Annotated in this window: 12 protein-coding genes and 1 pseudogene; 6 read left to right on the plus strand and 7 right to left on the minus strand. The window is 58.6% G+C overall.

Going from position 1 to position 13584, the window contains the following annotated elements; translation table 11 throughout:
• Positions 1–30 precede the first annotated feature (30 nt).
• The 4 genes from LKX83_RS15215 to LKX83_RS15230 all read left to right on the plus strand — a co-directional run bounded on the left by LKX83_RS15215 (position 31) and on the right by LKX83_RS15230 (position 3754).
• A complete protein-coding gene (locus LKX83_RS15215; protein WP_227883133.1) occupies positions 31–948 on the plus strand; it encodes an SDR family NAD(P)-dependent oxidoreductase in 918 nt (305 codons plus the stop codon).
• Between the two features lie 47 nt (positions 949–995).
• A complete protein-coding gene (locus LKX83_RS15220) occupies positions 996–1586 on the plus strand; it encodes a TetR/AcrR family transcriptional regulator (protein ID WP_227883134.1) in 591 nt (196 codons plus the stop codon).
• Between the two features lie 110 nt (positions 1587–1696).
• Positions 1697–2284 (plus strand): TetR/AcrR family transcriptional regulator, encoded by a 588-nt coding sequence (locus LKX83_RS15225; RefSeq protein WP_227883135.1) that lies wholly within the window; start codon positions 1697–1699, stop codon positions 2282–2284.
• Positions 2285–2350: 66 nt separating this feature from the next.
• Positions 2351–3754 carry an MFS transporter gene (locus LKX83_RS15230; RefSeq protein ID WP_227883136.1) on the plus strand — a complete coding sequence of 468 codons (1404 nt, stop codon included), beginning with the start codon at positions 2351–2353 and terminating at the stop codon, positions 3752–3754.
• A 14-nt stretch (positions 3755–3768) separates the two neighbouring features.
• On the opposite strand, the gene LKX83_RS15235 is transcribed toward LKX83_RS15230, so the two are convergent.
• From LKX83_RS15235 to LKX83_RS15260, 6 genes are all read right to left on the minus strand, one after another.
• On the minus strand, positions 3769–5055 hold the full coding sequence (locus tag LKX83_RS15235; RefSeq protein WP_370639084.1) for an extracellular solute-binding protein: 1287 nt from the start codon (positions 5053–5055) through the stop codon (positions 3769–3771).
• Positions 5056–5148: 93 nt separating this feature from the next.
• Positions 5149–6003 carry a carbohydrate ABC transporter permease gene (locus LKX83_RS15240; RefSeq protein WP_227883137.1) on the minus strand — a complete coding sequence of 285 codons (855 nt, stop codon included), beginning with the start codon at positions 6001–6003 and terminating at the stop codon, positions 5149–5151.
• 3 nt (positions 6004–6006) lie between these two features.
• Positions 6007–6975, minus strand: coding sequence for a carbohydrate ABC transporter permease (locus LKX83_RS15245; RefSeq protein WP_227883138.1), 969 nt, complete (start codon positions 6973–6975; stop codon positions 6007–6009).
• Between the two features lie 69 nt (positions 6976–7044).
• Positions 7045–8448: an ABC transporter substrate-binding protein gene (locus LKX83_RS15250; RefSeq protein ID WP_227883139.1), complete on the minus strand. Its 1404-nt coding sequence runs from the start codon at positions 8446–8448 to the stop codon at positions 7045–7047.
• Positions 8449–8667: 219 nt separating this feature from the next.
• Positions 8668–9456 carry a response regulator transcription factor gene (locus LKX83_RS15255; RefSeq protein ID WP_227883140.1) on the minus strand — a complete coding sequence of 263 codons (789 nt, stop codon included), beginning with the start codon at positions 9454–9456 and terminating at the stop codon, positions 8668–8670.
• A complete protein-coding gene (locus tag LKX83_RS15260; protein WP_227883141.1) occupies positions 9453–11234 on the minus strand; it encodes a cache domain-containing sensor histidine kinase in 1782 nt (593 codons plus the stop codon). Before LKX83_RS15260 ends, LKX83_RS15255 begins: the two co-directional genes overlap by 4 nt.
• A 207-nt stretch (positions 11235–11441) precedes the next feature.
• Between LKX83_RS15260 and LKX83_RS15265 the strand changes: the two are divergent.
• Positions 11442–11675: pseudogene (locus tag LKX83_RS15265) on the plus strand (alpha-N-arabinofuranosidase); the annotation flags it as partial.
• Between the two features lie 912 nt (positions 11676–12587).
• Here LKX83_RS15265 and LKX83_RS15270 read toward each other — a convergent pair.
• Positions 12588–12914 (minus strand): winged helix-turn-helix transcriptional regulator, encoded by a 327-nt coding sequence (locus tag LKX83_RS15270; RefSeq protein WP_370639085.1) that lies wholly within the window; start codon positions 12912–12914, stop codon positions 12588–12590.
• A gap of 180 nt (positions 12915–13094) precedes the next feature.
• Here LKX83_RS15270 and LKX83_RS15275 point away from each other — a divergent pair, with 180 nt between their 5' ends.
• On the plus strand, positions 13095–13439 hold the full coding sequence (locus tag LKX83_RS15275; protein ID WP_227883142.1) for a DoxX family protein: 345 nt from the start codon (positions 13095–13097) through the stop codon (positions 13437–13439).
• The last annotated feature ends 145 nt before the right edge of the window (positions 13440–13584 follow it).

Below are 13584 nucleotides of genomic sequence, written 5' to 3' on the forward strand. Positions count from 1 at the left end.
TTCATTCATAAAACGAGGGGGGAAAAGACAATGAAAGAGCGAATGGTAAAAGAACAAACGTGGACTGTACAAGGAAAATGGGTGCTGATTACAGGAGCGACCAGCGGCATCGGGTTGGCGGCTGCCAAAGCACTGGCCGCCCGCGAAGCGCACATCGGCATCGTCGCGCGCAACCCGGTTAAGGCCCAGGACGCGATCGCCCAGATTCGGGAAGCCGCCGCCGGGCAGCAGATCGCCGTAGACCTTTTTCTCGCCGATATGTCCTCCCAATCGTCCATCCGACACGCGGCGGCGGATATTTGGGCCAGATGGCCCCGCATCGACGTCCTGGTCAACAATGCCGGCGCCATGTACGTCCAGCGCAAGCTGACGGACGACGGCCAGGAAATGACCTGGGCCGTCAACCATCTCGGCCCCTATCTGCTGACGACGCTGCTGCTGGATCGACTGAAGGAAAGCGGCCAGGCGCGTATCATCACGACCGCCTCCCACGGCCACAAAATGGCTCGGAAGGGCATCCGCTTCGAAGACCCGACCGCGCAGCGCCTTTACAGCTTCCCCCAGGCCCTGCTTGGCGGAGCCAACTTCCGCTACGGGGAAACCAAGCTGGCCAACATTCTGTTTACGGCCGAGCTTGCGAAGCGTCTGGAAGGAACCGGCGTTTCGGCCTACAGCTTCGATCCCGGCCTCGTCGCCACGAACTTCAATCAAGACAACGGGCTGCTTGCCCGGATGACCATGGCCGTCATGCGCCGATTTTCCCGCACGCCGGAGAAGGGAGCCGAGACGCTCGTCTGGCTCGCGGAATCCGCTGACGTCGGCGGCATTAGCGGCGCTTATTATGCGGATATGCAGGAGCGTACGCCCGCACCGCAAGCCCGCGATGCCAATGCCGCCCGGCAGCTGTGGGAAGTTAGCGAAGCGCAGACCCGCAACAGCGCGATGTGACCGGAACCGCAGCTGTTTATCTCATTCGTATGGAGCGTGAATCGAAATTGACTTCTACCCGACAACCGATCGCCGATCAGCCTCTCGATGCGCGCAGAGAGCAAATCAAATGCGCCGCCCTCAAAGTCTTCTCCGAGCAAGGCATCGGCGGCACCAAAATGAGCCTGATCGCCGCCGAAGCCGGCATCAGCCAAGGCCTCTCCTATCGCTACTTCAAATCCAAGGAAGAAATCTTTACGCTGCTCGTCGAGGAAGCGCTGGAAGCCGCGCAAGCGTCGATCGACCGGCTGCCGGATCTGCCCGGGACGCCAACCGAGCAGATTCGGGCCTTCACGGCGAACATGCTGGACGAGAGCCACAAGAAATACTTCCTGCTTCTTCGGCAGGCGCAGACGTCGGAGGAAGTCCCGGACCGCGTCAAGCAGCTGCTCGAACGCTATTCCGCCAAAGATACGCTCGGCGGCCTGGTCCCCATCCTCGTCCGCGGCCAGCAGGCAGGCGAGTTCGGTCCCGGCGATCCCGAACGGCTCCTATTCCTCTACTTTTCCGTCGTCACCGGCCTGATGCTGCAGGATATCCACGTTCCCGAAGGCTACTGGCTGCAAGAAATCGATCGCCTGATGAAGCTGTTGGGCTAAAACGGTGCGCCCCTAGGGCCATTCCTCCCCTTGACAGGGGATCGGAATCGCCTTATGATATTGTCAGTAAGTACTGACACCCTGATTCGCCAACGACAAGGAGCCTTGCGATGGATCAGAGCCATTTGGGAACCAGTGACCGACTGCTCTTCGCTGCGATCGATCTCATTTCCGAAAGAGGCTACAACGGCGTCACCACCCAACAAATCGCCGAAGCCGCCGGCGTCAGCGAGAAGACGCTGTTCCGCCATTTCGGCGCCAAGCAAAAGCTCCTCGAAGCCGCCTTCGACCGCTTCCACTACGGCCCGGAGATGAAGAAGCTGTTCGGCGAGAGACTGGTCTGGGAGCTGGAAGCGGACCTGCTCACCGTTTGCCGGACGTACCACGAGACCATGAACCGCAACCGCAAGGTGGTGCAGATCAGCCAGAAAGACGAAGTCATCCTGCCCGGCTACAAAGAGCGTACGCACCAGCACCCGCTGCAGCTGCTGGAATTTCTGACGAACTACTTCGTCGAAATGGGCGAGCGGGGCAAGATGATCCGCACGGATCCCAAGCTTGCGGCCTTCACCTTCATGATGTCGCACTTCGGCGCGTTCATCAACGACCTGGAAGCCGGGAACCATTATCCGGGCATCCGCCTCGAACCGTTCATGCAGGAAAGCGTACGGCTTTTCGCTAGGGCTTTGACACCCTAGTTTTTTTTGTTCCCTATTTGTCAGTAAGTACTGACGGTCATTCTAAATCGAAAGAAGGCAATCTCCATGTCTCGTTCATCTGCAAAGGAAATCCCGACGGGCGACCGGCTCATGCGCATTCTGCTTTTCACCCTCGTCGTCTCCATGATTAGCGGCATCATGTTCAACGTCGCCCTGCCCCGCATCGGCGAGGAGTTCGGCCTTTCGCTCGGCCAGGTCAGTTGGTTGTCGTCCGCCTACATCCTGATCTATGCGATCGGCTCCGTCACCTACGGCAAGCTGGCGGACCGCTATCCGCTCCGGAAGCTCGTCGCGTTCGGACTGCTGCTGTGCACCGCCGGCTCGCTTGTCGGGCTGTCGTCGCACACGTTCGCGCTCGCGCTCGCCGGACGCTGCCTCCAAGCGGCGGGCGCCGCCGTCATCCCTGCCATCGCCATGCTCATCCCGGTCCGCTACTTCCCGCCGGAGCGGCGAGGAGCGGCGCTGGGCCTTACGTCCGTCGGGCTGGCGCTCGGCAGCGCGCTCGGTCCCGTCCTGTCGGCGCTGATCGTCACCTTCCTCCATTGGCGGTGGCTGTTCGCCCTTCCGCTCCTCGTTCTGCTCACGCTCCCGATGTACAACAAGTACCTCGCGGACGAAGGAACGCGGGCAGACGGCCGCTTCGACGGGATCGGCGCGGGCTTGCTGGCGGCGGCCGTCGCCCTCTTCCTCCTCAGCGTGACGAACGGCTGGATGTACGGCTTGGCGGGCCTCGCGGCGCTGGCCGTCTTTGCCGTCCGCGTCCGGACGGCCCGGGAACCGTTCATCGCGCCGGCGCTTTTCCGCAACCGAAAGTACACGCTCGGCCTCGCGGTCGCTTTTCTGCTGCAAGCCACCGGCTGCTCGCTGAACGTGTTGAGTCCTCTGCTGCTCGCGCGGGTTCAGGCGCTGCCGACGCTCTGGATCGGCCTGTCGCTCGTGCCCGCGGCGCTCGCGTCCGCCTGGTGGGGACGGCGGGGCGGACGCCTCGCGGACCTTCGTGGCAACGCATACCTGTGGCGGCTCGCCACCGGATTGGCGCTGTTTTGTTCCCTGCTGTTATCCACCTTCGCCGCGAGTCCGGCGCCGTTTGTCGCCGCGTTCCTCATCCTCGGCACGGTCGGGCAGTCCTTCCTCGTCATCGCCCTCTCCAATGCCGTCTCTCGCACCCTGCCACGGGAACAAGCCGGCGTCGGCATGGGGATGCTGTCGCTGGTCAACTTTATCGCCCAGGGCATCGCGATCGGGATTTACGGCCGGATGGCGGACCTCGGCGGAACGGTCGTCGTTTCCTGGAACCCGCTCTACGGCTCCGCCGTTCGAGGCGTCGTCTTCAGCAACCTCTGGCTCGGGATCGCCATTCTGCAAGTCGCAAGCCTCGCGCTGTTCGTGCTGGCCTTCGGCGAGCGGCGCAGGGCAACACCCGCCAAGTCGCGAACGCATCCGGCTTGAAGCACGGGAATTTCCTACTTCCCTGCCTGTATCACCTGGTCGTGCGCGGCCGCGAACTGCTCCGGGGTGACGGCCTTGCCAAACAACGCCTGAATCTGGTTCAGATGCGTCTCGGCGGCGCCCGGCTTCATCTGCACGTCGGCGAACAGCGTGAGGCTCGTCGCCTTGTTCATCTCGTCGAGCAGATCGATGTACAGCTGCGGCAGCTTGACGGTCGCCGTGTCGACCTTGGTCGCCGGGATGACGCCCGCGTCGGTCACGGACTGCTCGCCCCAGCGTTTGACGAAGTATTCGACGAACGACTTGGCTTCGTCCTTCACTTCGGAATTTTGGGCGACGAACAGGCCGACGCCCGGGCCGCCGACCCAGCCATCGATGTTGCCCTGGCCGCCTTCGATCGTCGGAAATTTGAAGAAGCCGACATTGTCGCGGAAGTCCTGCGGAATATCCCGGTTCGTCGTGAAGTTCGGCAGCTCCCACGTGCCCACCAGGTACATCGCGGCTTTGCCGTTCAGGAAGATCGCCTTGGCCTCGTCGTTGGACAGGCCGTTGAAGCCCGGTTCGAACGCGCCCGCGTCCACGAGATCCTGCACGTTGCGCGCCGCCTGCACGAGGCCCGGGACGGAGAAGGAAGCTTTGCCTTCGATCGCGTCCGCCAGCGCGCGGGAGCCCGCGATGCGGTCGGCCATGTACATGTACCACAGCGAGCCGGTCCAGCGGTCCTTGTTGCCGAGCGCGATCGGCGTGACGCCGCCCGCGGCCAGCGTGTCTGCGGCATGCCGGAATTCGGCGAACGTCTTGGGCACTTCGAGATGGAACTGCCGGAACAGCTTCTTGTTGTAGTACACGGGCGCGATGTTGAATTCGAGCGGCAGCGCGTACGTCTTGCCGTCGACGGCGTAGGCTTCCGTCGTGCCCGCGACGAAGGAGTCCCGCAGCTCGCCGTTCAGCAGATCGTCGAGCGGCGCGAACAGCTCGCCTTCGACGAACGGCTGAAGATAGCCGGCCGCCCAGGTCAGGCCGACGTCCGGCAGTTCGTTAACGGCGGACAGCACCCTGATCTTGGCTTTGTATTGCTCGTTGTCGAGCACTTCCTGCTTGATCGTCACGTTCGGATGGTCCGCCTCGTATTCCGCGATGATCTTGTTGACGATCTGGTGCTGGCCCAGCGCGCCCGCCTCCGGCCACAGATGCATCATCTTGATCGTTACCCTGTCTCCGGCTCCCGGGTCCAAAGCCAGATTTTCGTGCGAGCCGCCCCCGCACCCGGTTGCCATGAGGGCTAGGCCGACCGCAGCCATGGCCGATATCGCCCGATTCGTTGTACGCACGTTTGCATCCTCCACCGGACATATAGCCCGTCCAGGCAGTCAGCGCTTGGCGGATACGGGAACTTACTCCTTGACCCCGCCCAGCGCCACGCCTGCGATAATATACCTCGACAACAGGAAGTATATCACGAACAACGGCAGCACGGTCAGGGACAGCCCCATGTAGATCGAACCGAACTCCGTCTTGTAAATGTCGCCTTTGAGCAGGCTGACCATGATCGGCAGCGTGTATTTTTCCTTCTGCGTAAGCAGGATAAGCGGCATGAACAGGTTGTTCCAGCTGGCCACGAAAGCGAAGATCGCCTGCGTCGCGATCGCCGGCACCATGATCGGCATGACGATCCGGTTAAACGTGTAGAATTCTCCGGCGCCGTCGATGCGCGCGGCCTCCACCATCTCGATCGACAGCGTGGCCAGCAGGTATTGGCGCATGAAAAACACGATCGCCGGGGCCGCGATAGCCGGCAGGATCAGCGGCAGGAAGCTGTTCGTCCAGTGCAGCTGGTACATGAACTTGTAGAAGCCGATCGCGCTGGCCTGCGCCGGAATCATCATAACCAGTATGATGAACGTAAAAAACGCCTGGCGCAGCTTCCAGTGATACGCGACGAGCCCATAGGCGGTCAGCGACGAGAAGTAAACCGCGCAAATCGTCGAAAACCCCGAAATGATAAGCGAGTTGACGAAGCCCTTGAGCGGATCGAAGCTCTTGCTCAGCAGTACGTCCAGATTCGTCTTGATATGGGTGGACGGCAGCAGGGACAAGCCGCTTTGAATCTCTGACGTCGAGCGGGTGGCGTTCACGAACATGATCCAGAACGGCATGATGCTGAGCAGCGCCAGCACGATGCAGACGATGTAAACGATCGTCCGGTTGACGTTAAGGGAGACTTTGGATTCCGATCGCACGCTTTCCATCGCTTACATCCCCCTTGCCGCAGCTTGCGCAGCTTTTTTCATTCTTTTTTGGGCCTTTTTGAGCCTGCCGGCGTCGCGGTCCCGCATGAGGTAGAACAGCAGTCCCGACAGCACCGCCGCGATCACGAACATGATCATGCTGGCCGCCGCCGCCTTATTGAACATATAGCTGCCCTTGAACGCCTGTCCGTAGATGAAGACCGATGTCGTGAGCGTCGCGTCGTCCGGTCCGCCATACAAGAACAGCTGCGGGATATCGAACAGCTGCAGGCCGCCGATCATCGACGTGATGAGCGTATAGAGCATGATCGTCCGAAGGCTGGGGAGCGTGATTCGCATGAACGTCTGGAACCCGCTGGCGCCGTCGATGGCAGCCGCCTCGAACAGCGCGGGATTGATGCCCATAACCCCCGCGATGAGGATAATCATCGTGTTGCCGTACCACATCCAGAACTGGATGAAAGCGACGATGCCTCGCGCGGTCGTCTTGTCCTGCAGGAAATTTACCGGCGTGTCGATCCAGCCGAGGCTCTCGAACAAGCTGTTGATCGGCCCCATCGGATAGGAGAACAACGAGTTAAATAACACGGCGATCGTGCTCGCCGTGATAATATTCGGCATATAGAGAAGCACCTTGAACGTACCTTGCCCGCGTACCTTGAGCCGCAGATTGGTGAACCAGGCGGTCAACAGAAGCGCGAGCCCGATCTGGGGAATAAAGTTGAGAATCCAGATGAGCGCCGTATTGGCGAGCGAGATTTTAAACGATTCGTTGTGCAGGAGGAGATCCCTGAAATTCTCGAGCGGATCGGACAAAAAGTGAATCGGCTTCGGGATGACGCCCTTCATATCGGTAAATCCGATCATCGCCGTGTACAGTACCGGATAAAACGAAAAAACCAAAAACGCCAATAGAAAAGGCAAACTGAAAATGTAGCCGAATTTCGAATAGTTGACGCTCTTGCGGCGCATGGCTACCACCTCATTCATGGTTATAAAGGGGCGGGTAATGGACCCGCCCCTTCGGCTCAGCGTGACGGTTTATTCACTGTCGATCCCGAGCTGGTCTTTGACCTTTTGCTTGAAGTCCGCGATCGTCTTGTCTTTGTTCTTCTTGCCTTCCGCGTATTCGCGGGCTTGGTCGCGCCAGATGAGGTTGATCGATTCGTCGTACTGGGTGAGGTTTTTGCCGGTCGCGTTGGCGTTGGCCGGGACGAATACGTCGAACATATTCTGCCCGCCGAGCAACGCGACTTCGCCGTTGGACTTCGCCATGACGACGCTGGAGGCGACGCTGTCCTTCGTGCCTTGCTCGCCTTCCTTCATCGTGCCGTTCGCCCAGTAATACTGGAGACCCGTCTCGGATGTGTCGAGCGTTACCCACTTGACGAAGTCGGCGACGGCCGCTTTTTTGGCGTCGTCCTTCAGGACGGACTGATTGGCGAGCAGCCAGGTGCCGCCCCAGAAGAAGCCGGTTGGCGGCTCGGTCGCGGCCCAGTCGCCGTTCGTGTCCTTGACTTGGCCGTTCATGACGTAGTTGATGAGCCAGGCGGGACCGAAGAAGCCGAAGATCGGCTGTTTGCCCGTGCCGGACATATCCGCGTACCACGCTTCCGTCCAGTCCTTCGTGTTGTTGGAATAGCCGTTATCCTTCAGCTTCTTGGAGAAATCGAGGAATTGCTCGCGCTTCGGATCGATGTGCAGCTTGCCGTCGACGATCCAGCCTTTGTCGGAGCTGTTCTCGATCGGGTGCCAGATGTCGCCGTCGCCGGATACGATGCCGTAGCCCTTGGCTTTCAGCTTGGCGGCGGCGTCCCAGAACTTGTCCCAGCCTGGACCGACCTCGGTCTTGACCGTGGCGGGATCGTCCGTGCCGAATACGTCCTTGGCGATCGAGCGGCGGTAGATGAAGGCGCCGCCGGTCGCCTGGTAGGCGAGCGCTTTAAGCTGGCCATCCTTGCTGCCGATGTCGACCGAATATTGAGCGATGCCGGCGTCCTTCACCAACTGATCGTCGAGGCCGAGATCGGCGTAGCTCGCGGCATAGTCGGAGGCGTCGCCTTGCGTGTATTTGAGGACGAAGGCGGATTCGGCCGCGTACAGGTCGGGGGCATCCTTGCCGCCGCCGGAGAGCGCCTGGTCGAGCGCGGGCTGGTACGCGCCGTCCGTCGTCGCGATGACGGTCGTCTTGAATTCGACGTTCGCATCGGGGTGCGTTTCCATATACTTTTTCGTCATGTTCGGAATTTCGTCGGTGAAGCTCCACAAATTGATCGTCACTTTTTCCTTCGGCTTGCTGCTCTCCGCCGGCGTGGAACTGCTACTTGCGCTTGGGGTCGGGTCCGATCCGCTTGCGCCGGCATTGTTCGACGGGCTCGAGCCGCATGCGGCCAGTACGGAAGACAAAAGGACGATAGCGGTGCTTGCGGTTAAAGCGCGTTTCATTTTTTTAGCCTCCCTTTTTTTGTCATACAGAATGTCTAAGTTGTACCCCTATCCATTTCTGCATGACCGCCGATAAAAACGTGTCGCCGTCCGGGAAGACGGCGAAGCCGTTTTTACTTGCGACACAGTCAACTTGTAATCGCATACAAAGTATAAAACTAGAAATGTAAGCGCAACAGTTAACGGTCGTTGGGAGAAATTCCACTATGATTGGATCGATTATTGGATCGACGGATCGTTGTCCGCCGCCTGCTGCCGATACTGCCGGGGGCTTAAGCCTTCATTGTCCTTGAACACCTTGATGAAATATTTGACCGTCTGGTATCCGACTTTTTCGGCAATTTCCCAGATCGGCAGCCGGGTCGCGACCAGCAGCTCCTTCGCCTTCTGCAGACGGATGCGCGTCAGATAATCGCTGAACGTCATGCCCGTCTGCTCCTTGAACAGCACGCTGAGATAGCTCGCGTTCAGATGAAGATGTTCCGCGACCTGCTTCAGGCTAACCGCTGCCTGCAGATGATCGTAAATATAGGCAATCGCGTCCTTGATCGAAGCGCCGTACCGCGCTTCGTCCCGGTTCACCTCGAGCAGCTTCGGATCGACGAGCTTCTCCATCGCGTCCAGGCGATCCCGTCCGCTGACCCGCTCGAACGCCCTCTGCACCGTGTCGATCAGCACTTCCTTGCCCAGCGGCTTGAGCATATAGTCGAACGCGCCGAGCTGCAGCGCCCGCTTCGCGTATTCGAATTCGGCATAGCCGGAGACGACGATGACGACGGGCAGCGGCCCGCGCGCCGACAGCGCCTCCAGCATCTGCAGCCCGTCGACCTCCGGCATTCGCACGTCCGTGATGATCATATGAGCCTGGTTGGACTTCAGCCATTCGAGCGCCTCGACCCCGCTTGTCGCGGTCTCGATCCGATGCCTGCCCGCCGACCAGGCGACGAGCGTCTTCTGGATGCCGAGGCGCGTGCGCGGCTCGTCGTCTACGATTAACAACGTTTTCACAACGGTTCGACTCCTCCCTGAGGAATGGTAATCTCAAAGCTGACGGTCGTGCCGACGCCGACCTTGCTCTCGATCCGCAGTCGGCTGCCGCGTTCGTCCGCGTCTACATAATACAACTTGAGACGGCGCTGAACGTTGGACATCGCCACCCCCGCGCCTTTTTTGGCGGAAGGCTGCATGTCCGTTCCCTCGATTTTTTGCATCAGCTTCTCCAGCGTCTCCTCGTCCATCCCGACCCCGTCGTCGATGACGGAGACGGTCGCGAACCCCGGCTTCCCCGATCTGACCCGGATCGTGACCGCCCCCGGGCCGATGCGGCTCTCTACGCCGTGCAGGATCGCGTTCTCCACGAGCGGCTGAATGATCAACTTCGGGATGGGCATCTGCATGAGACGCTCGTCCGCGTCGATGCGCCAGCTCAGCCGGTCGATCAGGCGCATCTTCATGATCTGCAAATAGCGCTGCGCATGATCGAGCTCGTCGCGGACGGTCACCCACTCGCCGTCGCCCCCGGCGCTGCCGATGACGTACCGGAACAAGCCGGACATGGCGACGACGATGCTCGCCAGCTCCTCCTCGCCCTTGTCCTCGAGCGACCAATAAAACGCTTCCAGCGTGTTGAACAAAAAGTGCGGATTGATCTGCGCCTGCAACGCCTTGAGCTCGGTGCGGCTCTGGGTGATCTCCTTCTCGTATACGACCTGGATCAGTTCGTTCATATGCGTCACCATCTGGTTGTAGGTATGGTTCAACTCTCGTATCTCCAGAGAAGCGATCGGCGGCGCGGGCGACGGGTTCATCTTCAGACCGCCGAGCCGGGCGCCCCGCATCGTCCGCATCAGCTTGAGGATCGGCCGGGTGATGAGCGTGGACAAGAGCAGCGTCAACAGCAAAAAAGCGACCGCGCCGATGCCAATCGACAGCAGGATCGCGGTACGCAGTACCGAGATTCCCTCGGTCGAGGCGCGCACCGGGGTGAGCAGCAGCAGCGTCCAGCCGGTCGCTCGCGACTGCTGCCGCACGGCCAGCAGCTCCTCGCCGCCGACCGTCACGGTCGGCCCCCGCTGCGCGAGCACCTCCTTCGCGTCCGCCGCCGCGAGGTCGGAGAGGATCGGATCGCCGTTGCCGTCCGCGAGCAGCATGTACTCGTCGCCTTCCTCGGCCGTTCCCCCGAGCGGCTCGTTCATCTCGAAATAGTCGCGGCTCAGGTGCACCGCCAGATAACCGCCCGCCGCGTACCCCCGGTCGATCAGGCTGATGCGGCGCATCGCGAGCACGCTGTCCGGCTGCGCCGGGTCCAGTCCCAACCAGACGAGCTTCCCCTTCATGCGCTCCGTCTGCAAAATCATCTCCTGGGATACGCGCGCGTTCAGGCTCGTGTCGTCGAGCGGGAACAGGCGGCGATAGTCGCCCGCATACAGCTCGAGCGAGCGGATACCCGTCGAGTAGGCCATATACGTGCTCGCAATTTGCAGCAGCGACTGGCGTTCGTTGAAGGCGGAGCGGGTGCCGTCGGCCTCCTTCAGCAGCAGCTTCTGCACATAATCGTTCGTCGCCACCTGGGTTGTCAGCGAGTCGACCTGATCCAGCAGCGCGTCGAGCCGGCCGTTCGCCTGGACGGCGGTTTGTTGGATATGCTTTTCCGCGCTGCCCCGGAGCAGGCCGGATACCTGTCCGTAAATATACACGCCCGCGAACGCAAGCACGACCACCATCGTGAGCGTGAAACCGGCGAATATCTGGTTTCTTAACGTGTTCAGCTCGCTTAGCTTGACCATGCCATCGCCCGCCCGTTTTTTCGCAAGTTTCAATCCCGTATACTGTATCACAAAGAACGAAGAATCAGCTATCCGCCCTTGCCGGACCGCAAACATCTAATCAAAGTGGGTATAAAACCTAAACATTGTGAGGTTTCGTGCGGCAGCGGAATTTGATAACATGATGGGAAGTCTAACAGATAGCGCTTACAAGCAGGAGGGGCCGACATGACGACTGGGCCGCGACGCGGCGAGTCGTTGGTGAAGCATATCTATACGGCGAACCCATCCGCCCATGTGTTCGAGGGCAAGCTGTATATATCCCCCTCTCACGACCTCGATCATGAGATGGAATTCAACGATAACGGCGATCAACACGATATGGAAGACTACCACGTGCTGTCGCTCGACGTGGAGCTGACGCATGCCTTCGATCACGGCGAGGCGCTGCACACGAGCGATCCATAAATTGGAAAGTTAGACGGTTTCGCATTCAGAAATCTGCATAGGATCAACAAATCCAGTCTAACACTTTATTTTCTTCGGACAGTAGCCTAGTTTAACTAAACGGGCAGCATTCAATGAGCGGATACTTCAGCAGCAATTTCAGGGCGTAGCTAATTAGTGCTACCTAATAGGGGACTGTAGCAACAACGATATCGAGCTTTGCTTACAAAAGGCTGCCGGTTTTCATTGAAGTAACGGGCGGAAAGGGAGTTTAATTACAAAGACGAACAGCAGGAGGGAGTCTCAAATGTAAGTCCGATCACGCGACAGAAAGCTCTCCTCCATCCCTAAACGTGTGAAAACGAAGGTATGGCGGTGTTTGGGGAGATGATCCCTGCACCGCCATTTCTCGCTTTCGATCTACTGCTTCCTTCTTCAACCAATGATGGGCAAGCGAAAGCCATCCGGCCTCACCTTCGGCAAGACGTGAAGCAGAAAACGCCGGAATCCGTTTTCCGTGTTGCCTATCCCGCATCCAACGATTTAGATGCAAATGTACAACTAACTTTGCTATATTGCCATCTTAACGATCATTTAGTTGCAATCGTACAACTAATTAATCCATTTTCTGCTAATAGGACGGATTTACGCTAAATTAGATGTACTTTTACAAGTAACCCGCTCCACCATCCCGAAATGGCCCTAAATAAATGTACGAATGCAACTATTTTACTGAGCGACCCGAACCGAGCGCAAACAAGGCCAATTGGCATACACCAGTGGCGAACCATCGGCCGGAATCCGACGAATTTGCACCAAGGCCCAACTCAAGCGCGCGCACCCTCGGCAAAACGGCCCTATCGGATTCAGAGGGGTTGCCGTAAAAAAATGCAAAAAATGAAGCGGCCGCTTGCGGGCGCTTCATTTTTATTCTGCCGATGGATGAATGTCCATCTCGGGCTTAATCCAACGCTCTGCCCAATCTCCGATGCTCTTGTATAACGGGGAAAGATCCCGCCCTTTATCTGTTAACGAATATTCGATCCTCACCGGGACTTCCGGGTACACGGTTCGAATAATTAAGCCTTCCGCTTCAAGCTCTCTCAAGCGATCGGAGAGCACTTTACCGCTAATGTTCGGAAGGGAATTCTCGATGTTGACGAACCGCATCGGTCCTGGCAGCAACGTGAAGACAATCAACGCCGTCCACCGCTTGCTAAGCAGCTCCATCGCTTTTTCGACTGAAGTGCACATCCTCGGCTCATGGTCGGCCAAATTCATCACCTCTTATTGCTTCCATTATAACGAGAGACGAAATCTGAAACAAGGAGACAACAGAATAATAGGACACTTGACGAAACTTAGTTATAAAAATATAATAAGTTACATATAGTTAGTATATAATATTAAGTAAATTCGTGGAGGGTGCCCACTATGAATGTGGCGTTGTGGATTGCGCAAGGCTTGCTGGCGGCAATGTTCCTGATGGCTGGCTCACAGAAGCTGTTCGGCAAGCCGAATGCGGAGCAACCGGCGGCAATGACGAAATTTATCGGCTTAACGGAGGTGCTCGGCGCGATTGGTTTGATCTTGCCTGGGGCGCTGGATATTGCGCCGGATCTTACGGGAGCGGCTGCGGTCGGAATCGCTGTCATTATGCTGCTTGCAGCAATGTTCCATGCCAAGCGCAAAGAGACGCAAGGCGTTGTGATGACGGTGGTTCTGTTATTGATCGCATTGTTCGTGGTCATCGGCAGATTCGGCTTAGAGCCGTTCTAATCATGATGACAGACTTCAGCTAACAAATAGCCAATGGCGGCGCTGGGAATCATTGATTCCTGCTCCGCCATTGGCTATTTGGCTCTGCCTGGCTCTTGTTAGAACAAGAATGGTCGCACTAATGTTTATTCTCCTTAAGTATCCC

The sequence above is a fragment of the Cohnella baijiui genome (genome assembly GCF_020731285.1).
GTDB lineage: Bacteria > Bacillota > Bacilli > Paenibacillales > Paenibacillaceae > Cohnella.

Coding starts and splice junctions, on each gene's coding strand:
- LKX83_RS15215 (WP_227883133.1), top strand. CDS start 31: ATGAAAGAGCGAATGGTAAAAGAACAAACGTGGACTGTACAAGGAAAA.
- LKX83_RS15225 (WP_227883135.1), top strand. CDS start 1,697: ATGGATCAGAGCCATTTGGGAACCAGTGACCGACTGCTCTTCGCTGCG.
- LKX83_RS15230 (WP_227883136.1), top strand. CDS start 2,351: ATGTCTCGTTCATCTGCAAAGGAAATCCCGACGGGCGACCGGCTCATG.
- LKX83_RS15235 (WP_370639084.1), bottom strand. CDS start 5,055: ATGGCTGCGGTCGGCCTAGCCCTCATGGCAACCGGGTGCGGGGGCGGC.
- LKX83_RS15240 (WP_227883137.1), bottom strand. CDS start 6,003: ATGGAAAGCGTGCGATCGGAATCCAAAGTCTCCCTTAACGTCAACCGG.
- LKX83_RS15245 (WP_227883138.1), bottom strand. CDS start 6,975: ATGCGCCGCAAGAGCGTCAACTATTCGAAATTCGGCTACATTTTCAGT.
- LKX83_RS15250 (WP_227883139.1), bottom strand. CDS start 8,448: ATGAAACGCGCTTTAACCGCAAGCACCGCTATCGTCCTTTTGTCTTCC.
- LKX83_RS15260 (WP_227883141.1), bottom strand. CDS start 11,234: ATGGTCAAGCTAAGCGAGCTGAACACGTTAAGAAACCAGATATTCGCC.
- LKX83_RS15270 (WP_370639085.1), bottom strand. CDS start 12,914: ATGTGCACTTCAGTCGAAAAAGCGATGGAGCTGCTTAGCAAGCGGTGG.
- LKX83_RS15275 (WP_227883142.1), top strand. CDS start 13,095: ATGAATGTGGCGTTGTGGATTGCGCAAGGCTTGCTGGCGGCAATGTTC.